This is a genomic window from Arthrobacter sp. Y3225116 (assembly GCF_059091245.1).
Window position 1 is genome coordinate 1 of record NZ_JBNHGL010000027.1, and the last position, 25,590, is coordinate 25,590.

Below are 25,590 nucleotides of genomic sequence, written 5' to 3' on the forward strand. Positions count from 1 at the left end.
GCCCGACTGACCCTCGAGCGGCGGCTCCCGCTCGCGGTCGGGGACCGCCTGGTGCTGCGGGCCGAAGGCAGCCGCTCGGTGCTGGCCGGCGTCCAGGTCCTCGACGTCGACCCGCCGGCGCTCGACCGCCGCGGGGACGGCGCCAGGCGTGCCGAAAGCCTCGCGGGGATGCCTCCCCGGGGCGACGCGCTCATCGAGGTGGTGCGCCGGGGGGCTGTCCGGAGTGAACACCTCCGCCGGATGGGTGTCACGGCGCCCTGCAGGGTTCCCGACGACGTCCGGGCGTTCGGCGAGTGGTGGGTGCACGCACCCGTCTTCGACGCCTGGCGGCGGCGGCTTCGGGACGCAGTGCTGGAACTGGGGGAGCGTGACCCGCTGGCGGCCGGCCTGTCCCGCGGGGCCGCCGTTGAGCTGCTCGAACCGGCAGGGAACGCGGTGCTCGAGGCGGCCGTCCGGGAGGCGGGGCTGGAACTGGTCGGCGGATACGTCCGGCTGCAGGGCCAACACGGCGATCTCGGTGCCGCCGAGGACGCGGTCAGCACGCTGGAGCGCCGCCTCGGGTCCGAACCCTTCGCCGCCCCGGAAGCCCACGACCTGAGGGCCCTGGGGCTCGGCAACCGCGAACTCGCCGCCGCGGAACGCAGCGGGCGCCTGCTCCGGTTTGCCGGCGGGGTTGTGCTGCTTCCGCAGGCGCCCGCCCTGGCGATGCGCGAATTGGCCCGCCTGCCCCAGCCCTTCACGGCCAGTGAGGCACGCCGCGCGCTGGGCACGACCAGGCGGGTGGCCATCCCGCTGCTCGAACACCTCGACGCACGCGGCTGGACCAGGCGGCTCGACTCCGGCCACCGGACCCTCGTGCGGCGGGCCCAACCGACGGGTTGAGGTCGCGAGGGCCGGCGGCGGGGACACAAATCGGTTAGCGGTCGATAACTGAAGCTTGTCTGAGGCAACCGTTTCCGGCGGTGTCCCGAGCCCTCCAACAGGCCGGGATCCCCGTCTTTCCGGGCATCCGGCCATGGCTCCCGGCCTGGGGCCGAAGTTTTCGCCCGGTGGCGGCCCGTGGCTTTAAGGTTGCATCTCGGTAACAACCGGATATGAAGCGAAGTTTTTATACCCAAGCCGAGGGGTTCCGGTTTACGCTCTATTGCGTGTGAGACATGCCACGTTCGGCGGGAAGCTCGTTGAACTTCAGGCGACGCGGTCTATGTCCGTCCCCTGCAGCACTGCAGGGGACCTTCCAAAGACAGAAACAAGGAGGCGGAATGCGTTTCGGACGTACTTCCAAAGCTATCGGGGTCGCGGCTGTTGCAGCCCTGGCCCTGAGCGCCTGCGCGACTTCGGGTGGCGGAAATTCCCCCGAGGGCACAGGCGATTCCACCGCGGCTGGAGCCGGTGGTTCCATCAGCGTCGCTGAAGTGAACGCCTTCAGCTCCTTTAACTCGGACACCGCCGTCGGCAACGTCGATATCAACTCGAAGATCTCGTACCTGACCCACGCGGACTTCAACTACATCGACAACGAACTCAACGTGGTCAAGAACGAAGAGTTCGGCACCTACGAGAAGGTTAGCGAAGACCCGCTGACCATCAAGTACACGGTCAACGAGGGCGTCGCCTGGTCGGACGGCAACCCGGTCGATGCCGGCGACCTGCTGCTCGCCTGGGCCGTCTACTCCGGCCATTTCGACGACGCCACCTACAACGACGAGGGTGAAGTCGACAAGGGCACTGCCTACTTCTCCTACGCCGGCGACACCTCGGGCCTGGGCCTGACCGACAAGCCCGAGATCAGCGACGACGGCCGCTCCATCACGCTGAAGTACTCCAAGCCGTTCGCCGACTGGGAGATCTCCTACGGAGTCCTGGACAGCCCGGCCCACGTGGTGGCCGAGAAGGCCGGACTGGCAGACGAGCAGGCTCTGGTCGACCTGATCAGCGAGAGCCCCAAGGGTAACCCGGACAAGCCGGCCGAGAACGAAGAGCTGAAGGCCGTCGCCGATTTCTGGAACACCGGTTTCGACAGCAAGACCCTCCCGTCGGACGCCAGCCTTTACCTCTCCACCGGCCCGTTCATCGTGGACAGCATCACTCCTGATCAGTCCATGACCCTGGTCCGCAACGAGGCCTACGAATTCGGACCGATGCCGAACGTGGAGGAAATCACCATCCGCTACATCGGCGCCGCTCCGGACCAGGTCCAGGCGCTGAAGAACGGCGAAGTCGACATCATCGCCCCGCAGGCGTCCGCTGACACCGTGGAACTGCTCGAAGGCCTGGAGGGCGTGACCGTCAACCGCGGCGAGCAGCTCTCCTACGACCACATCGACCTGAACTTCTCGGGCGTCTTCGAGGAAGCCAACGTCCGCGAGGCGTTCATGAAGGCCGTGCCGCGCAAGGCCATCGTCGACCGCCTGATGGCTCCGCTGGATCCGGAGGCCACGCCGCTGGATTCCCAGTTCTTCGTGCCGGCGCAGGCCGCCTACGAGGACTCCGCCGCCAACAACGGCTCCGAGAACTACCAGGAAGCCGACATCGAGGGTGCCAAGGAGCTGCTGGCCGGCGCCACCCCCGAGGTCCGGATCATGTACAACAAGGACAACCCCAACCGCGTGGACGCCTTCACGCTGATCGAGGAATCCGCCTCCAAGGCCGGCTTCAAGATCGTCGACGGCGGCCTGGGCGGCTCCGACTGGGGCGCGGCCCTGGGCGGCGGCACCTACGATGCCACCATCTTCGGCTGGATCTCCCCGGGCGTGGGCGTCAGCGGCGTGCCGCAGATCTTCCGCACCAAGGCCGACTCCAACTACAACGGTTTCTCGAGCAAGGAAGCCGACGCCCTGATGGACGAGCTGATCGTCACCACGGAGCCGGAGAAGCAGGACGAACTCATCAAGCAGATCGACAAGATCGTCTGGGATTCGTTCTACGGCCTGCCGCTGTTCCAGCCGGTCGGCATCGATGCCTACAACAGCGACCGGATCGACGGCGTGAAGTACATGCCGAACCAGACCGGCGTCTGGTGGAACTTCTGGGAGTGGAAGGTTAAGTAACCGCCCCGCCTGTTCCTCGGCAGAAAGCATGCAAGGCGTCGGGACCTTGAGTACCACGGTCCCGGCGCCTTGCGGCATTTACCACCGGATTTTCCCGCATAAGTGATTGGGATTTCCCAAATTCCGCTCGTGTGTAACCTGCATTACACTCACTGTGAAAATGCCGGATCCACAAGATCCGCAAACACATACCAACGAGGTTAAAAACGCTATGGTGACCTACATTGTGCGGCGGTTATTCACCGCCGTGCTCATTCTCCTAGGTGCCTCTTTCCTGGTCTATCAGTTGACGGCGCTGTCGGGTGATCCCCTGCACGACCTCCGGGAGAGCAATGCCGCGAACAAGGAGCAGCTCATGCAGCAGCGCATCGCGCTGCTCGACCTGGGAACGCCGGCGCCCATCCGGTACTTCGGCTGGCTGGCGGGCGCCGCCAAGTGCGTCGTCCCGTTCGTGGCGCAGTGCGACCTGGGCTATGCCGTCAACGGCCAGCCGGTCACCGTCGAACTGGGCCGGGCCATGGGCATGACCATTCTGCTGGTCACGGCGGCGACAGTCCTCGCCATCATCATCGGTGTTTCCCTGGGTATTGTTTCGGCACTGCGGCAGTACAGCGCCCTGGATTACGGCATCACCTTCATGGCGTTCCTCTTCTTTTCACTTCCCGTTTTCTGGGTAGCCGTCCTGCTGAAAGAATTCGGTGCCATCGGATTCAATAACTTCCTGCGAGACCCCGACATACCCCTGCAATCCATCCTCATCATCGGGTTGGTCAGCGCGGCCGTGTGGTTCGTCTGCGCCAACGGCAGCTACAAACGGAAACTGGGCGCCGCCGGAATCGGTTTCCTGCTGGCTGCCGCAGTGTTCTGGGGTCTGTCCGTCACCCAGTGGTTCAAGACTCCCGGGCTCGGCCTGGTCGTTATCGCCATCAGCGGCGTCGGCATCGCCTTCGGCATCACCCTGCTGGCCGCGGGCCTGAAGAACCGCAAGGCGCTCTACTCGGCGCTCATCAGCGTCGGCGTCGGCGTGATCATCTACTTCCCGATCCAGCCGCTCCTGGCCCAAGCCACCGGGCTGATGATCTTCCTGCTGGCCCTTGCCGCCGTCCTGGTCGGACTCGGGGTCGGCTGGTTGATGGGCGGCTATGACCGCCGCCAGAGCATGAATGCTGCTGCGATAACCTCCTTCCTGGTCGGATGCCTCATCGCGCTCGACCGCTTCATGCAGGCATGGCCCACCTACTTCACCAACGGGCGTGTCAACCAGCGTCCCATCGCCACCATCGGCTCGGAAACGCCGAACCTGAAGGGCGACTACTGGGTCCACGGCCTCGACACATTCACCCACCTGCTGCTGCCCACCATCGCGCTGCTGCTGATTTCCCTGGCGTCCTACAGCCGCTACTCGCGGTCCTCGATGTTGGAGATCATGAACATGGACTACATCCGCACCGCCCGGGCCAAGGGCCTGGGGGAGCGCACCGTGGTCATGCGCCACGCGTTCCGCAACGCACTGATTCCGATCGCCACGATCGTCGCCTTCGACATTGGCGGACTGATCGGCGGCGCGGTGATCACCGAGCAGGTGTTCGCGTTCGCCGGCATGGGGCAGCTGTTCATCCAGGCACTGCAAAGGGTCGACCCCAATCCGGTGATGGGTGTCTTCCTCATCACCGGCATCCTGGCACTGGTCTTCAACCTTGTCGCGGACCTTGTCTACTCCGCGCTTGATCCGCGAGTGAGGGTAAAGGCATGAGCACCACGGCAACGAAACCGGTCGCAGCCACCAACGAGAACAAGGCCGGCCTCAGCCAGGGCCAGATCGTCCGCAGACGCTTCATCGGCAATACGGCAGCCGTCATCAGCCTGGTGGTCTTTGGGCTGATCCTGCTGGTCGCGTATTCGTCCAGCGGGATGTTCGGCCTGCCGGGCTGGTGGAAGTACACGCACAACGGCGTCAACGACATGGTGAACTCCGGAGCGCCCACCCTGCAGCTGTTCCCGTTCAACCTGGGCGAACATCCATTCGGCCAGGACCGCCTGGGCCGCGATACGTTCGCCCAGACCATGCGCGGCATACAGATCTCCGTGGCGGTGATGTTCATCATCGGCCTGGTCGGCGGCGCCATCGGGGTGGTCATCGGCGCACTCGCCGGCTACTTCCGCGGCTGGGTCGAAGCAGTGCTGATGCGGCTGACCGACGTCGTCATCGTCATCCCGCTGATCATCATCGCCGCGGTGCTCGGCCAGGTCGCGGGGCGGGCCGTCGGGCCCGGCATCCAGCCGTATTTCCTGGGACTGTTCGTTGGCTGCGTGATCTGGACCGGTCTGGCGCGACTGGTCCGGGCGGAATTCCTGTCCCTGCGCGAGCGCGAATTCGTCGACGCCGCACGGATCGCCGGCGCGTCCAGCGCCCGGATCATCTTCAAGCACATCCTGCCGAACGCCGTGGGCGTCATCATCGTCTCGGTGACCCTGAGCATGTCGGCCGCGATCCTGCTGGAGACCAGCCTGTCCTACCTGGGCCTGGGCGTGAAGGCACCGGACGTCTCGCTGGGCCTGCTGATCAGCCAGAACCAGGAAGCGTTCCAGACCCGTCCCTGGCTGTTCTGGTGGCCGGGCATGTTCATTGTGGCCATCTGCCTGTGCATCAACTTCATCGGCGACGGACTGCGCGACGCGTTCGACCCGCGGCAGAAGAAGTTCAATTCCAAGCGGGCGAAGGCGGCAGCGGTTTCCGCGCACCCCGAGACCGGAACCACCGCGACGACGGGTGTCTAGGATGGGCACCCGTCGCCTGCCCGGCCCCCCGAGGCCCGGCTCAGCGGGCCAGCGTCACGACGCTGAGCACCGCGAGCGCCGTCCCGACGGCGAGGACCGCCCAGTTCGGTGTCCGTCCCACCGGGACGTTGTCGGCATCTCCGATGCTGATGCTGCCCGCAGCCAGCAGCTCCGCCCAGCGTTTGCGGACGTAGTACGCGGCTGCCCCGGAATCGGTGTTCGCGAGATCGCCGGGGCGGATCGACTGCGCCGGCCCGTAGGTGGTCTCGGGAAGCCCCTGGACGTGATCGGCGCGGGCGCGGTGGACGCCGAACATGCCGGGAGCCGGTGCGGCCCACGAAGTGTACTTTGCGCGCGGGGTGATCAGCGTCAGCGCATACTTGGTATCCACCGTGGCCAGTGCTCCCCAGGGCACGGAGGTTGTCCGCACCGGGTTGCGCAGCACCACGCCGTCGTCGCCAATAACGACGGCGGGATACCAGGCCAGCCACCAGGTCAGATAGGCAATAGCGAGCAGCGGCCAGGAGACGAGCAGGCTGCCCGGGCCGTGCGTGAGGACCGAGGACGCCAGGCTGACCGCCACGATCGCCCAGACGATTCCCGTGAACCAGGTCGCGGAGCGCGGACGGAAGACCGTGGTGCCGGCGGCAGCAGACGTTGTCATGCCCCCATAGTTTCAGGACCGGGTGCCGGTTCTCCACTAGCCACAACCAACTGCGACAAGTTGGAAGGGAAAGACCAGCTATGACTGAAATCATCGATCCGACGCTGCCGGCAGGAAAACTGGAGACGGCCGGCGGAACACCACCCGTCCTGGAGGTCACCAACCTCAGCGTGGACTTCGGCGTGGACAAGGAGTGGGTGCCGGCCGCGATCGGCCTCACCTACGATGTCAAGGCCGGCGAGGTCCTGGCGATCGTGGGCGAATCCGGTTCGGGCAAGAGCGCCAGCTCGATGGCGTTGTTGGGCCTGCTCCCGGGCAACAGCCGTGCCACCGGAAGCGTCAAGCTCAACGGCCGGGAGATCCTGGGCCTTAGCAGCGCCAAGCTCCGGCAGGTGCGCGGCAAGGACGTCGCCGTGATCTTCCAGGAACCCATGACGGCGATGAACCCGGTGTACACCATCGGGTTCCAGATCGTGGAGACGCTGCGGCTGCACTATGCCATCTCGCCCGGCGAGGCGAAGAAGCGGGCACTGCGGCTGCTGGAGCTCGTCGAGCTGCCCGACCCGGAAAAGGCCTTCCGGTCCTACCCGCACCAGCTTTCCGGCGGCCAGCGCCAGCGCGCCATGATCGCCCAGTCGCTCTCCTGCGACCCCAAACTGCTGATCGCCGACGAGCCCACCACCGCGCTGGACGTCACCGTCCAGGCCGAAATCCTGGACCTGATGCGCAACCTGCGCAACAAACTGGACAGCGCCATCGTGCTGATCACCCATGACATGGGCGTGGTCGCCGACCTGGCCGACAAGATCGCCGTGATGCGCCGCGGGCGCATCGTGGAGGCCGGCACCGCGATGGAAATCTTCAACAACCCCCGGCACGAATACACGCAGGCCTTGCTGGCCGCCGTGCCGCACCTGGGCGGGCGCCCCGAGGACGGAACGGAAGTCGACCTCACGGCGGCGCTGGCCGCCGCCACCGGGGTCTCGCTGAGCATCGACGAGACCGAGTTGCAGCGGCGCGAACGCGAAAACGCCGAAGCCCTGGCGCAGTCACGCCATGAATCGGCCAAGGGCGACCCCGTGCTTCAGCTGACCAATGTGGCCATCGAATACCCCAAACAGGGGCGGGTGCCCGCCTTCCGCGCCGTGGAGGGGGCCAACTTGTCCATCTACCCCGGACAGGTGGTCGGGCTGGTCGGGGAATCCGGATCGGGCAAGACCACGATCGGCCGCGCCGCCGTCGGACTGCTGCCCGTCGCGGAGGGCTCCCTGCGGGTGGTGGGCCACGACATCGCCGGCGCCCGGTCCAGGCAGCTGCACGCGCTGCGCCGCCACGTGGGCATGGTGTTCCAGGACCCGTCGTCCTCGCTGAATCCCCGGCTGCCGATCGGCGAGAGCATTGGCGAACCGATGTACCTCGCCGGTGTCGCCAAGGGCGCCGCCCTGCAGCGGAAGATCGAGGCGCTGCTGGACCAGGTGGAGCTGCCGCGCGCGTACCGCAACCGCTACCCGCACGAACTCTCCGGTGGCCAGAAGCAGCGCGTGGGCATCGCCCGGGCACTGTCGCTGGAGCCGAAGCTGATGGTGGCGGACGAACCCACCTCCGCGCTGGACGTGTCGGTCCAGGCGACGGTGCTGGATTTGTTCCAGAACCTGCAGCAGGAACTGGGCTTCGCCTGCCTGTTCGTCACCCACGACCTGGCTGTCATCGACGTGCTCGCGGACCGCATTTGCGTGATGCGCCACGGCCGGATCGTTGAGCAGGGCACCCGCGACGAGATCCTGCGCAACCCGCAGGAACTGTACACCCAGCGGCTGCTGGCGGCAGTGCCGTTGCCCGATCCGGAAAAGCAGCGCGAGCGCCGCGAGCTGCGCGCCCAGTTGCTGGCCGCCGGCGACTGACCAGACCCGCAAAGCCCGCCATCCATAGTGCCGGGCCCCCGCCCATGATGAAATGGCGGCGGGGGCTCAGCCGCCCCTGGCCGGTGCGCTGCCACGACGGCGCCGCCGGCCATCGCGCAATCCAGGAGTGTTAGTGGTACGCAGCATGAATATCGAGGCGATCGAAAAGGGCATCGGCGTCAGCTGGGCCGAGGTGGAGGAGTACTTGGCCGGAATCGGCGCCAAGGAACTCAGCCACAAGGACATCGCCGCTGCCTTGCACGAGTCGGGGCTCGCGGACGGCTGGTGGGCGCAGACGGCTACCGTCGCCTACGAACAGCAGATCGGCCGCCGCCAGCCCGGCCAGGACTGCGACGGGGAGTTCCAAACCTCGGTGAGCAGGACCGTCACCGGAAGCATGGATGAGGCGCGCAACAAGTGGGTGGCCGTGGTGGGCGCGGCAGAGGAATTCTCGGGCATCGCGGTCACCCGCGGACCCGAGTTGAGCGACACCGCCAAGTGGCGGTACTGGCGCTGCGGCTTGGCCGACGGCTCCCGGGTCAGCGTCCATATCTACGAGAAGCCCTCGGGCAAGTCCTCGGTTGGCGTGCAGCATGAACGGCTCGAGTCGACCGAGCAGCTTGACCACTGGCGTGCCTACTGGAAAGCGAAGCTCGCCGAGCTGTCCTGAGGGGACCGCGACCGGTCCGTCGCCGTCGCCCCGGTAAGGTTCGTGGCCGTGTCGGTCCCCGGCACACCGGCCCGGAAACCTGGTCAGAGGCCGCGTTAGCACCCCTTTTCACCAAATCGCAACCCAATTGGAAGCAAGGCCTGTTATCAGCGTTACAGTTGGCGCCTATGCTGGTGCCACCTGAGCCTGCGCGGCTGCGATCCATGCCGGCGCGGACCGGTCCGGCGTCACAAGCCGCCGGATGGAGCACGGTACCTGAGGAGGCGGCATGCGTTTCGCTCGAACATCCCGACTGGTTGGACTGGCAGCCGCGGCAGTGCTCGCGGTCACGGCCTGTGGGGGCGGCGGTGGAGGCGGCGGCGGCACGGAGGCCGGCGGCGGCAATGCCGAGGCGGTGATCACGGCCAACAGCACGGAGCCGCAGAACCCGCTGGTCCCCACCAACACCAACGAGGTCGGCGGCGGCCGCGTGGTTGACCTCATCTTCGAGGGCCTGATCAGCTACGATCCCGAGGGCAAGCCGGTCAACGAGGTGGCGGAATCCATCGAGACCGAGGACGCGCAGAATTACACGATCACCCTCAAGCCGGACCAGACGTTCACCAACGGCGACCCGGTCACCTCCAGCTCCTTCGTGGACGCCTGGAACTACGGTGCCGCCGTCGAGAACGCCCAGCTCAGTGCCTATTTCTTCGAAAGCATCGAAGGATACGACGAGGTAAGCTCCGAGGGCGCGACCACGAAGGAGATGTCCGGGCTCAAGGTCGTCGATGACACGACCTTCACCGTGGCGTTGAGACAGCCCGAATCCGACTGGCCGTTGCGCCTGGGCTACACGGCCTTTGTGCCGCTGCCGCCCGTGGCCTTCGAGGACATGGAGGCCTTCGGGGAGAACCCGGTCGGGAACGGACCCTACATGCTGGGCGGCGACGGCGCGTGGCAGCACGACGTGCAGATCGAACTGGTGCCGAACCCGGACTACCAGGGCACCCGGACCCCGCAGAACGCCGGGATCACGTTCAAGTTCTATTCGTCCTTTGAGGCGGCCTACCAGGACTTGCTCTCGGACAACCTGGACGTGCTCGACACCGTCCCGCCGAGCGCGCTGGCAAACTTCAAGACCGACCTCGGCGAGGGCCGCTGGCTGGAAAAGCCCTATGCCGGCAACCAGACCATGGTCATTCCGCAGTACCTGGACGAATGGACCGGCGAGGCCGGCCAGCTGCGGCGCCAGGCCATCTCCATGGCGATCAACCGGGACGAGATCACCGAGGTGATCTTCCAGGGCGGCCGGCAGCCGGCCACCGAGTTCACCGCCCCCGTGCTCACCGGCTACAGCGACAGCATCCCGGGCAACGAAGTGCTGCAGTACAACGAGGAGGAGGCCAAGCGGCTGTGGGCGGAAGCCGACAAGATCCAACCGTGGGGCGACAAGACGTTCACCATCGCTTCCAACGCCGACGGCGGCCACAAGGAATGGATCGAAGCAGTCGCTAACGGCCTGAAGAACGTGCTCGGCATCGACGCCCAGTTCGAGTCGTACGCCACCTTCCCCGAGCTGAGGACCAAGGTCACGGCGAAGGAGATGACCGGCGCCTCGCGTGCCGGCTGGCAGGCCGACTACCCGTCGCTGTACAACTTCCTCGGCCCGCTGTACGGCACCGGGGCGGGATCCAACGACGGCGACTACTCGAACAAGGAGTTCGACCAGAAGCTGCGCGACGGGCTGGGGGCGGCCACACCGGAAGAGGGCAACCAGATCTTCAACGAGGCGCAGGAGATCCTGATGCAGGACCTGCCCGTCGTCCCGTTGTGGTACCAGGTCCGGCAGGTCGGCTGGAGTTCCGTCGTCGAGAACGTGGACACCGCCTGGAACGGGGTGCCGATTTACCACCAGATCACCGGCAAGTGACCCCGAGGCGCTGCGGGGCCTGGCCGCGGCCGGGCCCCGCAGCGCGCCCCAACTCCCGATCCCACCGAGAGGCAGGGTTGATGATCCATCACTTGGCGGCACGCAGGGCGCAAGGAGGAAGCTAGTGCTCTGGTACATCTTCCGGCGCTTCCTGCAGATGATCCCGGTGTTCTTCGGCGCCACGTTCCTGGTCTATTTCCTCGTTTTTTCGCTGCCGGGCGATCCCATCCAGGCCCTGTTCGGCGACCGCACGGTCAACCCCGCGGTGGCCGCCCAGCTCCGGGCGCAGTACAACCTGGACCAGCCGTTCCTCATTCAGTACGTCCTCTATCTGAAAAACCTCGTCACCTTCAATCTCGGCAACGACTTCTCCGGCAGGCCCGTCGCCGAGGTGCTGGCCCAGATCTTCCCGGTCACGGTCAGGCTCGCCATCCTCGCGCTGATCTTCGAAGCCGTCTTCGGCATCCTCTTCGGATTGATCGCCGGGCTGCGGAAGGGCCGGATGTTCGACGGCACCGTGCTGGTCGCCTCGCTGATCGTCATCGCGATCCCGATTTTCGTCCTCGGTTTCGTCCTGCAGTTCGTCGTCGGCGTCAAGCTCGGCTGGGCCAGACCCACGGTCGGCGCCCAGGCGGGCTGGTCCGACCTGATACTCCCCGCCGTCGTGCTGGGCCTTGTGTCGCTGGCCTACGTGCTGCGCCTGACCCGAACCTCCATCATCGAGAACATGAACGCCGACTACGTGCGCACCGCGATGGCCAAGGGCTTGTCCCGGCCGCGCGTCGTCGTCGTACATATCCTGCGGAACTCGATGATCCCGGTCGTGACGTTCCTGGGCGCCGATCTCGGGGCCCTGATGGGCGGGGCGATCGTGACCGAGGGCATCTTCAACGTCCCCGGCGTCGGCCAGCGCCTGTACCAGTCGGTGCTGCGGGGCGAGGGCCCCACCATCGTGTCCATCGTCAGCGTGCTCGTGCTCGTCTACATTCTGGCCAACCTGCTGGTGGACGTGCTCTATGCCTGGCTCGACCCGAGGATCCGTTATGCCTAGAGAACCGCTGGAACGCGACAACCAGGCCATCGAGCATTTCGTGGCGCCCCTGGACGAAACGCCGCTGCTGGCCACCGACAAGGTCGACGAGGATGTCCAGCCGCTGAGCCTGTGGGCCGAAGCCTGGCGGAACCTGCGGAGACAGCCGCTTTTCATCATCTCGGTGCTGCTGCTGGTGCTGGTCATTGTCGTGGCGCTCTTCCCGTGGATCTTCACCCAGACGCCGCCGGCGCAGAATTGCCTGCTGGCCAATTCCGACGGCGGACCGGCGCCCGGACACCCGCTGGGGTTCACCAAGCAGGGCTGCGACGTCTATTCGCGCATCATCTACGGGACCCAGGCGTCGCTGACGGTGGGTATCTTCGCCACGCTCGGCGCTCTGCTGATCGGCGGGACGCTCGGCGCCATTGCCGGGTTCTACGGCGGCTGGCTGGACTCGGTGATCGCCCGGATCGGCGACGTCTTCTTCGCGCTGCCGCTGATCCTGGGCGCCATCATCATCATGCAGCTGCCGTTGTTCCGGGCCAACCGCAACGTCTGGACGGTGGTCATCACGCTGGTGGTCTTCGGCTGGCCGCAGGTGGCACGCATCACCCGGGGCGCTGTCATTTCGGTGCGGAACGCCGACTTCGTCACGGCGGCCCGGTCGCTGGGCGTCTCCAGGCTTGCCGCCCTGGTCAAGCACGTCATTCCCAACTCGCTGGCGCCCGTCATCGTGGTGGTGACGGTGAACCTGGGCATCTTCATCGTCGCCGAGGCCACCCTGTCCTTTTTGGGCATCGGGCTGCCGCCGGACGTGATGTCCTGGGGCAATGACATCTCCACGGCCCAGGTGTCGCTGCGCTCGAACCCGGCCAGCCTGCTCTGGCCGGCACTGGCGCTCTCCGTCACCGTGCTGAGCTTCATCATGCTCGGCGACGCCCTCCGCGACGCCCTTGACCCGAAGGCGAGGAAGCGATGACGCACATCCGCGAAGTCGAGGGTGCCGCGCCCCTGCTGCAGATCAAAGACCTGGCGATTACGTTCCGAACGTCCACCGGTGACGTGGAGGCGGTCAAAGACGCCCACCTGACGGTCATGCCGGGGGAGACCGTGGCGATCGTGGGCGAATCAGGCTCGGGGAAGTCGACCACCGCGCTGGCGGCCATCGGGCTGCTCCCGGAGAACGGCCGGGTCTCCGGAGGGCAGATCGTCTTCGCCGGGGAGGACCTGGCCGGCGCCAGCAGCCAGCGGATCGTGGAACTGCGCGGCAATTCGATCGGCATGGTGCCCCAGGACCCCATGTCCAACCTCAACCCGGTGTGGAAGATCGGCTTCCAGGTCAGGGAAACGCTGCGCGCCAATGGGCTCCGGTCCGATAACGCCGCGGTGGCCAAAGTGCTGGCCGAGGCGGGCTTGCCCGATGCCGCCAGCCGATCCCGGCAGTTCCCGCACGAGTTTTCCGGCGGCATGCGCCAGCGCGCCCTGATCGCCATCGGCCTGTCGTGCCGGCCCCGGCTGCTGATAGCCGACGAGCCCACCTCGGCCCTCGACGTGACGGTGCAGCGCCAGATCCTGGACCACTTGGAATCGATGACCCGGGACCTCGGCACCGCCGTCCTGCTGATCACGCATGACCTCGGCCTGGCCGCCGAACGTGCCCGCAAGGTGGTGGTCATGTATAAGGGCCGGGTGGTGGAATCGGGTCCCGCCCTGCAGATACTGCAGAACCCGCGCCACCCCTACACACGGCGGCTGGTCGAGTCCGCGCCCTCCCTGGCCTCGCGGCGGATCCAGTCGGCGAAGGCCTCCGGCATCGAAACCACGGAACTGCTGGCCCCGGTCGGCCAGGAGGCCCAAGCCGCGGACAACGTCATTGAGGTCAAGGACCTGACCAAGGTCTTCAAACTGCGCAGCGGGTTTGGGAAGTCCACCGACTTCACCGCCGTGGACAACGTGTCCTTCGCTATCAAGCGCGGAACCACGATGGCGTTGGTGGGGGAGTCGGGATCCGGCAAGTCCACGGTGGCAAAGATGGTCCTGAACCTCGAGTCGCCGACCAGCGGCCGCATTGTCTTCGACGGCGTGGACATGACCGGCCTTAACGCCAAGGCCCTGCTGGCCTTCCGCCGGCGGGTCCAGCCGATCTTCCAGGATCCGTACGGATCGCTGGACCCCATGTACAACATCTTCCGCACCATCGAGGAGCCGCTGCGGGTGCACAACATCGGCGACCGCTCCAGCCGCGAGGCAAAGGTCCGGCAGCTGCTGGACCAGGTGGCGCTTCCGGCGTCGGCCATGCGCCGGTTCCCGAACGAGCTCTCCGGGGGCCAGCGCCAGCGGGTCGCCATCGCCCGTGCGCTGGCCCTGGATCCCGAGGTCGTGATCTGCGACGAGGCCGTGTCCGCGCTGGACGTGCTGGTCCAGGCCCAGATCCTGGACCTCCTGGCGGGCCTGCAGCAGGACCTGGGGCTGAGCTACCTGTTCATCACGCACGACCTGGCCGTGGTCCGGCAGATCGCCGACCATGTCACCGTGATGGAAAAGGGCAGGGTGGTGGAGGCCGGCACCACGGACGGCGTCTTCGACTCCCCGCAGCAGCGGTACACGCAGGAGCTGCTGGCGGCCATTCCCGGCGCGACCCTGGAGTTGCCGCCGGAGGTGGCCTGACACGGATTCCGGCCCCGTTGCCGGCCCGGGTCCGGGCCCCCGTTAGGCCATGAGTGGCGTTGCGGATTACAATGGAGTGCCTACCCGCATCCGGGCACGGCGCTGGCTGTCCGATATTAGGCCCAGGTTCCATGTAATCCACGGAAGAGTAATCCCGCATGTCTGAAACCACCGCATCGACGCAGAGCGCCGTCCGCAGCGACCTTCGCAACGTCGCGATCGTAGCCCACGTCGACCACGGGAAGACCACCCTCGTGGACGCCATGCTGAAGCACACCGGTGCCTTCTCCAGCCACGGCGAGACCGAAGAGCGCGTCATGGACTCCGGGGAACTGGAACGTGAAAAGGGCATTACCATCCTGGCCAAGAACACCACCGTGTTCTACTCCGGCCCGTCTGCCCAGCGCGAGACCATCACCATCAGCGTGATCGACACTCCCGGGCACGCCGACTTCGGCGGCGAGGTGGAGCGCGGCCTGTCCATGGTGGACGGCGTGGTCCTGCTGGTCGACGCGTCCGAGGGCCCGCTGCCGCAGACCCGTTTTGTGCTGCGCAAGGCGCTGGCCGCCAAGCTCCCCGTCATCCTGGTGGTCAACAAGACCGACCGTCCGGACGCACGCATCGACGCCGTCGTCGCCGAGGCGATGGACCTGCTGCTGGGCCTGGCCTCCGACCTTGCCGACGAAGTCCCCGACCTGGACCTGGATGCCGTCCTCAACGTTCCCGTTGTCTATGCCTCCGGCAAGGCCGGCCGCGCCTCGCTGACCCAGCCCGCCGACGGCGCCCTGCCGGAAGACGAGGACCTGGAGCCGCTGTTCGCCACCATCATGGAGCACGTGCCGGCCCCGTCCTACGATCCCGACGGCGTGCTGCAGGCCCACGTGACCAACCTCGACGCCTCCCCGTTCCTGGGCCGCCTGGCGCTGCTGCGCATCTACAACGGCACCCTGCAGAAGGGGCAGACCGTGGCCTGGGCCCGCCAGGACGGCCAGTTGAAGAACGTCCGGATCTCCGAGCTGCTGGCCACCAAGGGGCTGACCCGTGTTCCGGCCGAGTCGGCCGGCCCGGGCGAGATTGTCGCCGTCGCCGGCATCGAGGACATCACCATCGGCGAGACCCTGACCGACGCCGAGAACCCGCAGCCGCTGCCGCTGATCAAGGTGGACGATCCGGCCATCTCGATGACCATCGGCATCAACACCTCGCCGCTGGCCGGCAGGGTCAAGGGCGCCAAGGTGACGGCCCGCCAGGTCAAGGACCGGCTGGACAAGGAACTGGTGGGCAACGTCTCGCTGAAGGTGCTGCCGACCGAGCGTCCGGACGCCTGGGAGGTCCAGGGCCGCGGCGAGCTGGCGCTGGCCATCCTCGTGGAGCAGATGCGCCGCGAAGGTTTCGAGCTGACCGTGGGCAAGCCCCAGGTGGTCACCAAGACCATCGACGGCAAGGTGCACGAGCCGATGGAGCACATGACCATCGACGTGCCCGAAGAGTACCTCGGCGCCGTCACCCAGCTTTTGGCCGCCCGCAAGGGCCGGATGGTCAACATGGCCAACCACGGCACCGGCTGGGTCCGGATGGAGTTCATCGTTCCGGCCCGCGGCCTGATCGGCTTCCGCACCCGCTTCATGACCGAAACCCGGGGCGCCGGCATCGCCGCGTCCATCTCCGAGGGCTACGAGCCGTGGGCCGGGCCGATCGAGTACCGCACCAACGGTTCGATGGTGGCCGACCGGGCCGGAGTGGTCACGCCGTTCGCGATGATCAACCTGCAGGAACGCGGCTCCTTCTTCGTCCAGCCCACCTCCGAGGTCTACGAAGGCATGATCGTCGGCGAGAACTCGCGGGCGGACGACATGGACGTGAACATCACCAAGGAAAAGAAGCTCACCAACATGCGTGCCGCTTCCTCCGACAGCTTCGAGAACCTCACCCCGCCGCGGAACCTGACCCTGGAAGAGTCCCTCGAATTCGCCCGCGAGGACGAGTGCGTGGAGGTCACCCCGGAAGCGATCCGCATCCGCAAGCTGGTGCTGGACGCCAACGAGCGGCTCAAGGCCGCCCGGGCGCGCGCCAGGGCATAAACTGGACCGTATGACAGAGCAGAGGCAACCCGCCGGAGACCACGGCGGGTTGCCTTCCGCTTTTTCCGGGCAGCCCGAATTGCGCCCCGCACGACGGCGGCGTCCCGCCCTTCAGGGGTGGGGCACGGCCGTCTTCGGCGCGGTGGTGACGGCGGTCGCCGGAACGGCCCTTCACTCCCAGATTCTCTATGCCGGCGAGTCCGGGTACCCGTGGGGCGCCGCGGCGGCCCTGCTGTTCGCCCTGGCGGTGATGGTCTGGGCCGGACTCAAGACGCACAACGTCCTGATGGCCGGCCTGACGGGCGTCCTCTCCTACGTCCTCGTCGGGCTGATGGCGATGGCTCCCGGTGGCGAGCCGCTGATCGTCACGGGGACCACCGCAGCGGTGGAATTGCCGATCGCCGTGGCCGGCCGGATCTGGATGATCGGGCTGGTTTTCGCCACCATCGTGGCGCTGCTGGCCTGCGCCTGGGCGCTCAGGCCGCGGCGGGCCGGGGCCTGATCCGCGTCGCCCGCGCGCCGGGCGTCAGTTCGCCGTCTGGTCCAGATGGTGGGCCATGAAAATTGAGGTAGCGGTCCCGTCTTCGTCGGCGGGCAGCATCGCGTATTCCTCGAAGATTGCGCGGATCTTCGCCAGCATCTCCTCGCGATGCGCGTCGTTGAGCTTGATGCCCATCCGCGTGGTTTCGATCTGGTCAGGGGCCAGGCCGTCGATTTCCTGCAGGAAGGTCTCCACCAGCACCGGTGCCGCGTCCGGCATCTTCGCGCCCCACGACATCCGGGTGGCACGGTAGGGGACCTCCTTGGCGCCCCGGTTGCCCTTCCGCGGTTCCTCGGCCTCCAGGAAGCCGGTGTTGAGCAGCGTGCGCACATGGTGCAGCGAGGTGGCCGGATTCAGGCCGAGCAGTTCCGCGATCTCCTTGTTGGTCCGCGACCGGTGGAGGCAGAGCCGGAGTATACGCAGCCGTACCGGGGAGCTGAGCGCCCGCCCGGTGGCTTGCAGGTCCTGATCCGTAGGCATGTCTCCAGCATACGACACCGGCGCCTAATGATTGACTTTCCCCAATCGCTGACCGAGACTGTGACCTGTGACCCAGCCACCCGCGCCAGGGGCCTCCGGAACAGCTCCGGCGGCCGGCGCCACCCACCCGGGCGGCGCACCGCCGTCGTTATGGCGGGACCGGAACTTCCGTACCTTCTGGTCGGCCCAGACGCTCAGCCAGGTCGGGGCCCAGGTCGGCCAGCTGGCCGTCCCGGTGCTCGCCGTGGCCGTGCTCGGGGCCACCGAATTCCAGGTGGGTGTCCTCACTGCCAGCGCCACCGCCGCCTTTCTGCTGATCGGGTTGCCGGCGGGCGCCTGGGTGGACCGCTGGCTCAAGCGGCGGGTCATGATCACGGCCGACCTGGTCCGTGCCGCCGCGATGCTGTCCGTGCCGCTGCTGTGGTGGGCGGGCGTGCTGCAGATGTGGCACCTGTACGCGGTGGCGGCCGTGCTCGGCTGCGCAACGGTGTTCTTTGATGTGGCCTACCAGAGCTACATCCCGGTCCTGGTGCGCAGCGACCAGGTGTCGTCGGCGAACTCCAAGCTGGAGAGTACCGCTCAGCTGGCGAGGATGGGCGGACCCGCCGCGGGCGGCGGCCTGCTGCAGGTAATGGCGGCTCCGCTGCTGTTCCTGGCCGATACGCTCGGCTACCTGTTCTCGGCCCTGTTCCTGGCCCGCACGTCGGACCGGGAAGTGCCTGCTCCGCGGCACGGCCGGCGGCCGCTCGCGGTGGAAATCAAGGAGGGGCTCGGCTTCGTGGTGCGGCACCCGCTGATCAGCCGGATAGCCGCGTGCACGGGCCTGACCAATTTCTTCGCCGGCTTGGCCTTTACGCTGTTTCCCATCCTGGTGCTGCGCGAACTGGGTCTGGGCCCGGCCGCGCTGGGGCTGATCTACTCGGTCGCCGCGGCCGGTGGGCTGCTGGGAGCGGTGGCGGCGCCCCGGCTGGCGAAGCTGACCGGCGAGGGGGCGCTGATACCGCTGGCGAGTGTCGCGTCGGCGGTCTTTTTGGCGGCGATGCCGTTGTCGGTGCTGATGCCGGACACCGCTTCGGCACTGCTCCTGCTGATCGTGGGCGAGGCCGGCGTCTCCTTCTGCTCCCTGGTCTACAACGTGATGCAGGTGACGATGCGCCAGCGGGTCTGTCCGCCGCGGCTGCTCGGGAGGATGAACGCCTCGATCCGCTTCGTGGTGTACGGCGTGTTGCCTCTCTCCGGACTGCTGGCGGGCCTGCTCGGCGGAACCATCGGGTTGGTGCCCACCCTGTGGATCGGTGCGGCCGGGTCCGCGCTTGCCGCGGCGCCGGTGCTGTTCTCGCCCCTGTGGGCCCTGCGGAAACTGCCGGACAGTTACGAGGGCTGACCGCCGGCCCGCGGGCGGCGCCGCGGCGGGGCGGGCGGCACCTGCTTGGCCGCGGCCACGGCCGACAGGGAGACGACGACGTCGCCGCGCCTGGTGACCACCGTGCAGCTTTCGGCGTCGACGGCGCGCAGTTCGCCGAGCACGTCGGTGAAGCCGCCCTCGATCCGGTATCGGACCACCACGCGCGTTCCCGGTGCTGCTGCGGCCAGAAACGCGGCGGGGGTAGCGGGTATCACGTGACCATCTTAGGCGGGCCGTGCCCGGCTGGGGAGATAATGGTCCGAACGGATACGCTGGTGGGAACTGTTCAGAAAGGTGCTGACGGACGTGACGTACGTAATCGCACAGCCGTGCGTGGATGTAAAAGACAAGGCATGTATCGAAGAATGCCCGGTGGACTGTATCTACGAAGGCGAACGGGCCCTGTACATCCACCCGGATGAATGCGTCGATTGCGGCGCCTGCGAGCCGGTCTGCCCGGTCGAAGCCATCTACTACGAGGATGACACCCCCGAGGAGTGGGCCGACTACTACAAGGCCAACGTGGAGTTCTTCGACGATCTGGGTTCCCCGGGCGGTGCCGCCAAGCTGGGCAACACGCACAAGGACCACCCGCTGATCGCCGCGCTGCCGCCGCAGAACCAAGACTGAACTCGATGAGTCCCTTCGGCCTGCAGCTGCCGGAATACCCGTGGGACGCCATGGCGCCCTACGCGCAAAAAGCGGCCGCGCACCCGGGCGGCGCGGTGAACCTGTCCATCGGCACGCCGGTTGACTCCACTCCGGCCGTCGTCCGGGAGGCCCTGGCCGCGGCCGCCGATGCCCCGGGCTACCCCACGACCCACGGCACCGCCGAGCTGCGGGAAGCGATCGTGGAGTGGTTCGGCCGCCGCCGCAACGTTCCCGGCATGGACCCGGAAGCGGTCATGCCCACCGTCGGCTCCAAGGAACTGGTCGCCTGGCTGCCCACCTTGCTGGGACTCGGGGCGGGCGACGTGGTGGTGCGCCCCGTCGTGGCGTATCCGACCTACGACATCGGGGCCATCCTCGCCGGCGCGACCCCGGTGGCGGCGGACAACCTGGCGGACCTGGATCCGCAGACCAGGAGCCGGGTCAAGCTGGTGTGGGTCAACTCGCCGGGCAACCCCACCGGCATTGTCCGGGACCGGGCAGAGCTGCGCACCCTGGTGGAGGACGCCCGCGGCCTGGGTGCCGTGGTCGCCTCCGACGAATGCTACGCGGAGCTGGGCTGGGGCGCCTGGGACACCGCCCGCGGCGGGCAGGCCGTGCCGAGCGTGCTGGACCCGTACGTCGCGCAGGGCTCGCACGAGGGCCTGCTGTGCGCCTACTCGCTCAGCAAGCAGTCAAACCTGGCCGGGTACCGTGCCGCGTTCCTGGCCGGCGACCCGGCGCTGATGCCGAACATCATCAACAGCCGCAAGCACGCCGGCATGATCGTGCCGTTCCCGGTCCAGGCCGCGATGCGCGCCGCCCTGCGCGACGACGCGCACGTCCAGGAGCAGAAGGACCTGTACCGGAGCCGGCGCGAGCGGCTCTTGCCGGCGCTGGAGAATTTCGGCGTGCAGATCCGCCACTCCGAGGCCGGCCTGTACCTGTGGGGGAGCGCGGGGGAAGATACGTGGACCACCGTGGGCCGTCTGGCCGAGCTGGGCGTCGTCACCGGACCCGGCGTGTTCTACGGCGAGGCCGGCAACGGCCATGTCCGGGTGGCGCTGACCGGCAGCGACGAACGGATCGACGCCGCCGTCGAACGGCTTTCCTGACCCGGCCCGGCCGCGCCCGACTGTGGATATGAACAAAAATATATGTCGCGGATTAGATATATCCGTCACTCTACGGGTAGCGTTTTACCCGAGTATGTGCATGCTCAGTGCCACAAGCGCCCGGCGTGCCGTAAGCTTCTAAACCTCCTGAAGGGGACTCAATGACTGAGCAGACCGGTGCCAAGCTGCACTTCGATGGCGGCGAACTCGAACTCCCACGGCTCAAGGCCGCCGAAGGCAACGACGGCTACGACGTATCCAAACTGCTGAAGCAGACCGGCGCGGTCACCTTCGACCCGGGGTTCATGAACACTGCGGCGACCACCTCCGCCATCACCTACATCGACGGCGACGCCGGGGTGCTCCGCTACCGCGGGTATCCGATCGAGCAGTTGGCCGAGCACTCGAGTTTCCTCGAAGTGTCCTACCTGCTGATCTACGGCGAACTGCCCACCCCCACGGAGTTGGAGGAATTCGACCACAAGATCCGCCGCCACACGCTGCTGCACGAAGAGCTCAAGGGCTTCTTCGGCGGGTTCCCGCGCGACGCGCACCCGATGCCGGTGCTGTCCTCGGCGGTCAGCGCGCTGTCCACCTTCTACCAGGACTCGCTGGATCCGTTCGACGACAAGCAGGTGGAGCTGTCCACCATCCGCCTGATGGCGAAGCTGCCGGTGATCGCCGCCTACGCGCACAAGAAGTCGATCGGCCAGGCGCTGCTCTACCCGGACAACTCCATGAACCTGGTGGAGAACTTCCTGCGCCTGAGCTTCGGCCTGCCCGCCGAGCCCTATGAACTGGACCCGACGGTGGTCAAGGCGCTGGATTTGCTGCTCATCCTGCACGCCGACCACGAGCAGAACTGCTCCACGTCCACCGTGCGCCTGGTGGGCAGCTCCAATGCCAACATGTTCGCGTCCGTCTCCGCCGGCATTAACGCCCTGTTCGGCCCGCTCCACGGCGGCGCCAACGAGGCGGTGCTGAACATGCTCCGCCAGATCCAGGCCAGCGGCCAGGAGCCGGAGCAGTTCATGGAGAAGGTCAAGAACAAGGAAGAAGGCGTGCGCCTGATGGGCTTCGGGCACCGCGTCTACAAGAACTACGATCCGCGCGCCCGCCTGGTCAAGGCCACCGCGCACGAGATCCTGGGCAAGCTCGGCGGCAACGACGAGCTGCTGGATATCGCCATGCGCCTGGAAGAGAAGGCGCTGGCGGATGACTACTTCATCGAGCGCAAGCTGTACCCGAACGTGGACTTCTACACCGGCCTGATCTACAAGGCCATGGGCTTCCCGGAGAAGATGTTCACCGTGCTGTTCGCCATCGGGCGCCTGCCCGGCTGGATCGCCCAGTGGCGGGAAATGATCAAGGACCCGCAGACCAAGATTGGCCGCCCGCGGCAGCTGTACACGGGCGCGCAGGAGCGCGAGTACCCGGCCCGCTAGTACGACGGCGGAGCACGCCTTGACGCCGATGGCCCCCGGAGCAATCCGGGGGCCATTCGTTTTGCTGCAGCCGGAGTTCATCGGCGCCTGCCGCCTGCAGCATTTGGTCAGCCGGCGTAGCCGTTCGGGTTGTTCTTCTGCCAGCGCCAGTGGTCTTCGCACATCTGCTCGAGGTTCTTGACGGCCGACCAGCCGAGCTCGGCCAGCGCGGCCGAAGGGTCGGCATAGCTGATGGCGGCGTCTCCGGGGCGCCGGTCGGTCAGCTCGTAGGGGATGTCGAATCCCGCGGCCTTGCCGAACGCGGCGAGGACCTCCAGCACGGACGAGCCCTTGCCGGTGCCCAGGTTCCATCGGCGCACTCCGGGCCGGCCGGCGATGAAGTCCAGGGCCGCCAGGTGTCCGGCGGCCAAGTCCATGACATGGATGTAGTCGCGCACGCCGGTGCCGTCCGGCGTCGGGTAGTCGCTGCCGAAGACCCGGACCTTGTCCCGGCGGCCCACGGCCACCTGCGCCACGAACGGCAGCAGATTGTTGGGCACACCCGTAGGGTCTTCGCCGATCCGCCCGCTCTCGTGCGCGCCCACGGGGTTGAAGTAGCGCAACAGGGCCACGTGCCAGCGCGGGTCGGAGTCGCCCAGGTCGGACAGGATGTCCTCGATCTGTTCCTTGGTCCGGCCGTACGGATTGATGGCGTCCAACGGAAGCTTCTCGGTCAGCGGCACCTCCTCGGTGGCGCCGTACACCGTGGCCGAGGAACTGAACACGATCGTGCGGACGTTGTGGACGTCCATCGCGCGGAGCAGGTTCAGCGTGCCGCCCACGTTGTTGTGGTAGTAGTGCAGAGGTTTCTCAACGGACTCGCCGACGGCCTTCAGACCGGCGAAGTGGATCACGGCGTCCACGGGCTCGGTCTCCAGCACCCGGTTGAGCGCGGCCTCGTCGAGCAGGTCGGCCCGGTGGAACCGTGCCTGCCGGCCGGCCAGCTCCTGAACCCGGCGCAGCGACTCCTCGCTGGAATTGGCCAGGTTGTCGAGCACCACCACGTCATGCCCCGCCTCCAGCAGGGCGAGCGTGGTGTGCGAGCCGATGAAGCCGGTTCCTCCGGTGACCAGAATTCTCATGCCCACCAGCTTAGTAGCTCGCCCCCCGATCACCCCGCCACGGCCCGCAGCGGGGTAGGTACAGGGCTGGACAGCAAGGTCTAGAGTTGAGCTACAGGCGGCAGTGGGAATCCCCGCGGGCGGCACCCGCAGCGGGGCCACTGCAGACGAGCTGCGTCGTCGGTCCGAGCGAAAGGACGCGGACAGCATGCACGAGATGGGTGGGCCGGGGTGGCGGATCACCGCAGACACCTCGGGACATATGCTGCTGGCACTCTACCTTCGCGACGTCGCCGGCCTGGCCGGAGCCGGTTGGCCCGCGGTCTCGCCGGTGTTGCCGACGGTCCGCACCGCCGATCCCACACAGCTGACCGCGCATGTCGGCGGCCCGGCAGCGCTGCGGGACGAATGGGAGAAGTGGTGGGAGGACCTGGTCCGTGACCGCCCGGGCAACGCCGCGAAACTGGCCCCGCCGTCCTTTCCCGCCTTCGCCGGCAGCCCCGCGCTGCAGCGGCTCCTGCAGGCCCACTTCGGCGCCGGGATGAGCTGGGCGCGTGCCCGGATGGCCGAGTACGGGAAGTTGGCACAGGAGCGCGAGGCCAAGGGCACGAACGGGTTAATCCGCGAACTGGTCCAGGACCGGGAAATGGAGCTCGGACGCGCCGCGCGGACCTTCGAGCTGAAGCTCATCGAGCTGCCGCTGTGCGAGCCGCGTGCCTGGTTTGTGGAGCCGGACCGGGTGCTGCTGTGCCAGACACTGCTGGACGACGAAAGCGCCTTCCGCAGTTACCTTCAGCCGATCGTCGAACTCATCGTCTAGCTGCGCCGGGCGGCTCAGGCGGCCGGGCCCCGCGCCACCGTGATCACGACGTAGCCGGTGTCGGTATCGGCGCCGACCCAGCCGCCGTCGTCACGCTGCCAGCTCAGGCCCGCGTGGGCCACCGACTCAAGGTCGAGCCGTTTGGCAGAAGCCACCGCCCACTGTGCCACCGCCCAGCCCCGCTCATCGGCTGCCGCCACCCGGACCTCGCGGCCGGCGACGGCCATGTCCAGGCCGGGATGCACGGCCTCCAGTTGCGCCAGGACGGCAGCGGGGTCCCCGGCTGCCTCGGCGTCCTTGAGCACGCAGTTCAGGGCGGCGGGCGAGTGGCCGGTCAGCGCCGAGGCGAAGGCCTTGGCTTCGGCCTCATGGTCCGCGTAGGCCAGCGGGTAGGCGCTGCGCTGGACGGTCTGGGCCGCGTCGGTCACCGGCATGGACTCGTAGCCCGGGACCTCTTCGAGCACCTCGTAGAACTTGTTGGCCGCATACACCGGGTCCTGCACTTGTTCCTCGGTGCCCCAGCCCTGCGACGGCCGCTGCTGGAACAGCCCCCGCGAGTCGGGACCGGCCGTGTCACCGTAGTCGATGTTGCGCAGCTTCGACTCCTGGATGGCCGTCGCCAGGGCGATCGACGCGGCGCGTGCGGGCAGCCCGCGCGCGACGGCAATGCCGGAGATGAGCGCGGCGTTCGCGGCCTGGTCCGGTGCCAGTTCGAAGGTTTCCGAACCGACGACGGCGGTGCATCGCTCCCGGACCAGGGTCTGGGAACGGTCAATGAAGGTGGCGGCGAAGTAGGCGGCACCGCCGACCAGGGCCAGCAGGACGATCAGGCTGAGCAGGCTGCGTGTCCTGCGTGCACGGGCTTGCCGGGACATGGCGGTGCGTCCGGGACTGCTAGTTGGCGTGCAGGACCGCGTTGAGCTCCACGCTCTGGCCCTTGCGCGGCAGGACTTCCACTGCACCGCTGGTGGAGTTGCGGCGGAAGAGGAGGTTGGGCAGCCCGGAGAGCTCCACGGCCTTGACCTGGCGGTGGTTCCCGGTGGCAACGTCGATCAGGCTGACCCGGGTCCCGGCGGTGACATACAGGCCGGCCTCGACCACGCAGTCGTCGCCAATGCTGATGCCGACGCCCGAGTTGGCGCCCAGCAGCACGCGCTCGCCAATGCTGATCCGTTCCTTCCCCCCGCCGGAGAGCTGGTCTACTGCTACAACCTGGTCCGCCCGAAGAACGTGCTGCCCGTCCACGGCGAGCACCGCCACCTGAAGGCCAATGCCGAACT

The 25,590-nt window shown here is 67.3% G+C and carries 23 protein-coding genes; 17 read left to right on the top strand and 6 right to left on the bottom strand.

What is annotated here, in order from left to right; all coding sequences use genetic code 11:
- The 4 genes from AC5RV2_RS04855 to AC5RV2_RS04870 all read left to right on the top strand — a co-directional run.
- Positions 1-882 (top strand): SelB domain-containing protein (locus tag AC5RV2_RS04855; RefSeq protein ID WP_494091428.1); only part of this gene is annotated, 882 nt, incomplete at its 5' end.
- A 380-nt stretch (positions 883-1,262) separates the two neighbouring features.
- A complete protein-coding gene (locus tag AC5RV2_RS04860) occupies positions 1,263-3,050 on the top strand; it encodes an ABC transporter family substrate-binding protein (protein ID WP_494091429.1) in 1,788 nt (595 codons plus the stop codon).
- 211 nt (positions 3,051-3,261) lie between these two features.
- Positions 3,262-4,803: an ABC transporter permease gene (locus AC5RV2_RS04865; protein WP_494091430.1), complete on the top strand. Its 1,542-nt coding sequence runs from the start codon at positions 3,262-3,264 to the stop codon at positions 4,801-4,803.
- Positions 4,800-5,828 (top strand): ABC transporter permease, encoded by a 1,029-nt coding sequence (locus AC5RV2_RS04870; protein ID WP_494091431.1) that lies wholly within the window; start codon positions 4,800-4,802, stop codon positions 5,826-5,828. The genes AC5RV2_RS04865 and AC5RV2_RS04870 overlap by 4 nt, the downstream gene beginning before the upstream one ends.
- A gap of 40 nt (positions 5,829-5,868) precedes the next feature.
- Here the strand turns inward: AC5RV2_RS04870 and AC5RV2_RS04875 are convergent, their stop codons facing one another.
- Positions 5,869-6,492: a PH domain-containing protein gene (locus AC5RV2_RS04875; RefSeq protein WP_494091432.1), complete on the bottom strand. Its 624-nt coding sequence runs from the start codon at positions 6,490-6,492 to the stop codon at positions 5,869-5,871.
- Between the two features lie 80 nt (positions 6,493-6,572).
- Between AC5RV2_RS04875 and AC5RV2_RS04880 the strand changes: the two genes are divergently transcribed.
- The 8 genes from AC5RV2_RS04880 (at position 6,573) to AC5RV2_RS04915 (ending at position 17,258) form a co-directional block, all read left to right on the top strand.
- Complete coding sequence (locus AC5RV2_RS04880) at positions 6,573-8,393, top strand: ABC transporter ATP-binding protein (RefSeq protein ID WP_494091433.1); 1,821 nt, start codon at positions 6,573-6,575, stop codon at positions 8,391-8,393.
- Between the two features lie 145 nt (positions 8,394-8,538).
- Positions 8,539-9,063, top strand: a complete 525-nt coding sequence (locus AC5RV2_RS04885) for a hypothetical protein (RefSeq protein WP_494091434.1) — start codon at positions 8,539-8,541, stop codon at positions 9,061-9,063.
- 268 nt (positions 9,064-9,331) lie between these two features.
- Complete coding sequence (locus AC5RV2_RS04890; RefSeq protein WP_494091435.1) at positions 9,332-10,975, top strand: peptide ABC transporter substrate-binding protein; 1,644 nt, start codon at positions 9,332-9,334, stop codon at positions 10,973-10,975.
- Between the two features lie 124 nt (positions 10,976-11,099).
- Entirely contained in the window at positions 11,100-12,026 is a 927-nt protein-coding gene (locus tag AC5RV2_RS04895; protein WP_494067354.1) for an ABC transporter permease, read from the top strand.
- Positions 12,019-12,987 carry an ABC transporter permease gene (locus AC5RV2_RS04900; protein WP_494091436.1) on the top strand — a complete coding sequence of 323 codons (969 nt, stop codon included), beginning with the start codon at positions 12,019-12,021 and terminating at the stop codon, positions 12,985-12,987. The genes AC5RV2_RS04895 and AC5RV2_RS04900 overlap by 8 nt, the downstream gene beginning before the upstream one ends.
- Complete coding sequence (locus AC5RV2_RS04905; RefSeq protein WP_494091437.1) at positions 12,984-14,675, top strand: dipeptide ABC transporter ATP-binding protein; 1,692 nt, start codon at positions 12,984-12,986, stop codon at positions 14,673-14,675. The genes AC5RV2_RS04900 and AC5RV2_RS04905 overlap by 4 nt, the downstream gene beginning before the upstream one ends.
- A gap of 158 nt (positions 14,676-14,833) precedes the next feature.
- Entirely contained in the window at positions 14,834-16,756 is a 1,923-nt protein-coding gene (gene typA / locus AC5RV2_RS04910; RefSeq protein ID WP_494091438.1) for a translational GTPase TypA, read from the top strand.
- A 10-nt stretch (positions 16,757-16,766) separates the two neighbouring features.
- Positions 16,767-17,258 carry a hypothetical protein gene (locus tag AC5RV2_RS04915; protein WP_494091439.1) on the top strand — a complete coding sequence of 164 codons (492 nt, stop codon included), beginning with the start codon at positions 16,767-16,769 and terminating at the stop codon, positions 17,256-17,258.
- A gap of 24 nt (positions 17,259-17,282) precedes the next feature.
- Here AC5RV2_RS04915 and AC5RV2_RS04920 read toward each other — a convergent pair whose 3' ends face one another.
- Positions 17,283-17,777 (bottom strand): ArsR/SmtB family transcription factor, encoded by a 495-nt coding sequence (locus AC5RV2_RS04920; RefSeq protein ID WP_494067349.1) that lies wholly within the window; start codon positions 17,775-17,777, stop codon positions 17,283-17,285.
- Positions 17,778-17,844: 67 nt separating this feature from the next.
- Here AC5RV2_RS04920 and AC5RV2_RS04925 point away from each other — a divergent pair, with 67 nt between their 5' ends.
- Positions 17,845-19,161 (top strand): MFS transporter, encoded by a 1,317-nt coding sequence (locus AC5RV2_RS04925; RefSeq protein ID WP_494091440.1) that lies wholly within the window; start codon positions 17,845-17,847, stop codon positions 19,159-19,161.
- On the opposite strand, the gene AC5RV2_RS04930 is transcribed toward AC5RV2_RS04925, so the two are convergent.
- A complete protein-coding gene (locus AC5RV2_RS04930) occupies positions 19,149-19,397 on the bottom strand; it encodes a putative acetyltransferase (RefSeq protein ID WP_494067347.1) in 249 nt (82 codons plus the stop codon). The two genes, AC5RV2_RS04925 and AC5RV2_RS04930, sit on opposite strands and share 13 nt — an antisense overlap.
- Before the next feature lie 91 nt (positions 19,398-19,488).
- Here AC5RV2_RS04930 and fdxA point away from each other — a divergent pair, with 91 nt between their 5' ends.
- The 3 genes from fdxA (at position 19,489) to AC5RV2_RS04945 (ending at position 22,390) form a co-directional block, all read left to right on the top strand.
- Positions 19,489-19,812: a ferredoxin gene (gene fdxA, locus AC5RV2_RS04935; RefSeq protein ID WP_494067346.1), complete on the top strand. Its 324-nt coding sequence runs from the start codon at positions 19,489-19,491 to the stop codon at positions 19,810-19,812.
- 5 nt (positions 19,813-19,817) lie between these two features.
- A complete protein-coding gene (dapC, locus tag AC5RV2_RS04940; RefSeq protein WP_494091441.1) occupies positions 19,818-20,945 on the top strand; it encodes a succinyldiaminopimelate transaminase in 1,128 nt (375 codons plus the stop codon).
- A gap of 161 nt (positions 20,946-21,106) precedes the next feature.
- A complete protein-coding gene (locus AC5RV2_RS04945) occupies positions 21,107-22,390 on the top strand; it encodes a citrate synthase (RefSeq protein WP_494000304.1) in 1,284 nt (427 codons plus the stop codon).
- Between the two features lie 107 nt (positions 22,391-22,497).
- On the opposite strand, the gene galE is transcribed toward AC5RV2_RS04945, so the two are convergent.
- Entirely contained in the window at positions 22,498-23,511 is a 1,014-nt protein-coding gene (galE, locus tag AC5RV2_RS04950) for a UDP-glucose 4-epimerase GalE (RefSeq protein WP_494091442.1), read from the bottom strand.
- A gap of 103 nt (positions 23,512-23,614) precedes the next feature.
- On the opposite strand from galE, the gene AC5RV2_RS04955 reads away from it, so the two are divergent.
- Positions 23,615-24,310: a hypothetical protein gene (locus AC5RV2_RS04955; protein ID WP_494091443.1), complete on the top strand. Its 696-nt coding sequence runs from the start codon at positions 23,615-23,617 to the stop codon at positions 24,308-24,310.
- A 14-nt stretch (positions 24,311-24,324) separates the two neighbouring features.
- On the opposite strand, the gene AC5RV2_RS04960 is transcribed toward AC5RV2_RS04955, so the two are convergent.
- Together AC5RV2_RS04960 and AC5RV2_RS04965 are read right to left on the bottom strand one after the other, a co-directional pair.
- Positions 24,325-25,185: a hypothetical protein gene (locus AC5RV2_RS04960; RefSeq protein ID WP_494091444.1), complete on the bottom strand. Its 861-nt coding sequence runs from the start codon at positions 25,183-25,185 to the stop codon at positions 24,325-24,327.
- 19 nt (positions 25,186-25,204) lie between these two features.
- Positions 25,205-25,590: DapH/DapD/GlmU-related protein (locus AC5RV2_RS04965; RefSeq protein ID WP_494091445.1), on the bottom strand; the 386-nt coding region annotated here is incomplete at its 5' end.

Bases quoted from the DNA above. Each gene is read 5' to 3' on its own strand.
- AC5RV2_RS04860 (WP_494091429.1), top strand. From the start codon at position 1,263: ATGCGTTTCGGACGTACTTCCAAAGCTATCGGGGTCGCGGCTGTTGCA.
- AC5RV2_RS04865 (WP_494091430.1), top strand. From the start codon at position 3,262: ATGGTGACCTACATTGTGCGGCGGTTATTCACCGCCGTGCTCATTCTC.
- AC5RV2_RS04870 (WP_494091431.1), top strand. From the start codon at position 4,800: ATGAGCACCACGGCAACGAAACCGGTCGCAGCCACCAACGAGAACAAG.
- AC5RV2_RS04875 (WP_494091432.1), bottom strand. From the start codon at position 6,492: ATGACAACGTCTGCTGCCGCCGGCACCACGGTCTTCCGTCCGCGCTCC.
- AC5RV2_RS04880 (WP_494091433.1), top strand. From the start codon at position 6,573: ATGACTGAAATCATCGATCCGACGCTGCCGGCAGGAAAACTGGAGACG.
- AC5RV2_RS04885 (WP_494091434.1), top strand. From the start codon at position 8,539: ATGAATATCGAGGCGATCGAAAAGGGCATCGGCGTCAGCTGGGCCGAG.
- AC5RV2_RS04890 (WP_494091435.1), top strand. From the start codon at position 9,332: ATGCGTTTCGCTCGAACATCCCGACTGGTTGGACTGGCAGCCGCGGCA.
- AC5RV2_RS04900 (WP_494091436.1), top strand. From the start codon at position 12,019: ATGCCTAGAGAACCGCTGGAACGCGACAACCAGGCCATCGAGCATTTC.
- AC5RV2_RS04905 (WP_494091437.1), top strand. From the start codon at position 12,984: ATGACGCACATCCGCGAAGTCGAGGGTGCCGCGCCCCTGCTGCAGATC.
- typA (WP_494091438.1), top strand. From the start codon at position 14,834: ATGTCTGAAACCACCGCATCGACGCAGAGCGCCGTCCGCAGCGACCTT.
- AC5RV2_RS04915 (WP_494091439.1), top strand. From the start codon at position 16,767: ATGACAGAGCAGAGGCAACCCGCCGGAGACCACGGCGGGTTGCCTTCC.
- AC5RV2_RS04920 (WP_494067349.1), bottom strand. From the start codon at position 17,777: ATGCCTACGGATCAGGACCTGCAAGCCACCGGGCGGGCGCTCAGCTCC.
- dapC (WP_494091441.1), top strand. From the start codon at position 19,818: ATGAGTCCCTTCGGCCTGCAGCTGCCGGAATACCCGTGGGACGCCATG.
- AC5RV2_RS04945 (WP_494000304.1), top strand. From the start codon at position 21,107: ATGACTGAGCAGACCGGTGCCAAGCTGCACTTCGATGGCGGCGAACTC.
- galE (WP_494091442.1), bottom strand. From the start codon at position 23,511: ATGAGAATTCTGGTCACCGGAGGAACCGGCTTCATCGGCTCGCACACC.
- AC5RV2_RS04960 (WP_494091444.1), bottom strand. From the start codon at position 25,185: ATGTCCCGGCAAGCCCGTGCACGCAGGACACGCAGCCTGCTCAGCCTG.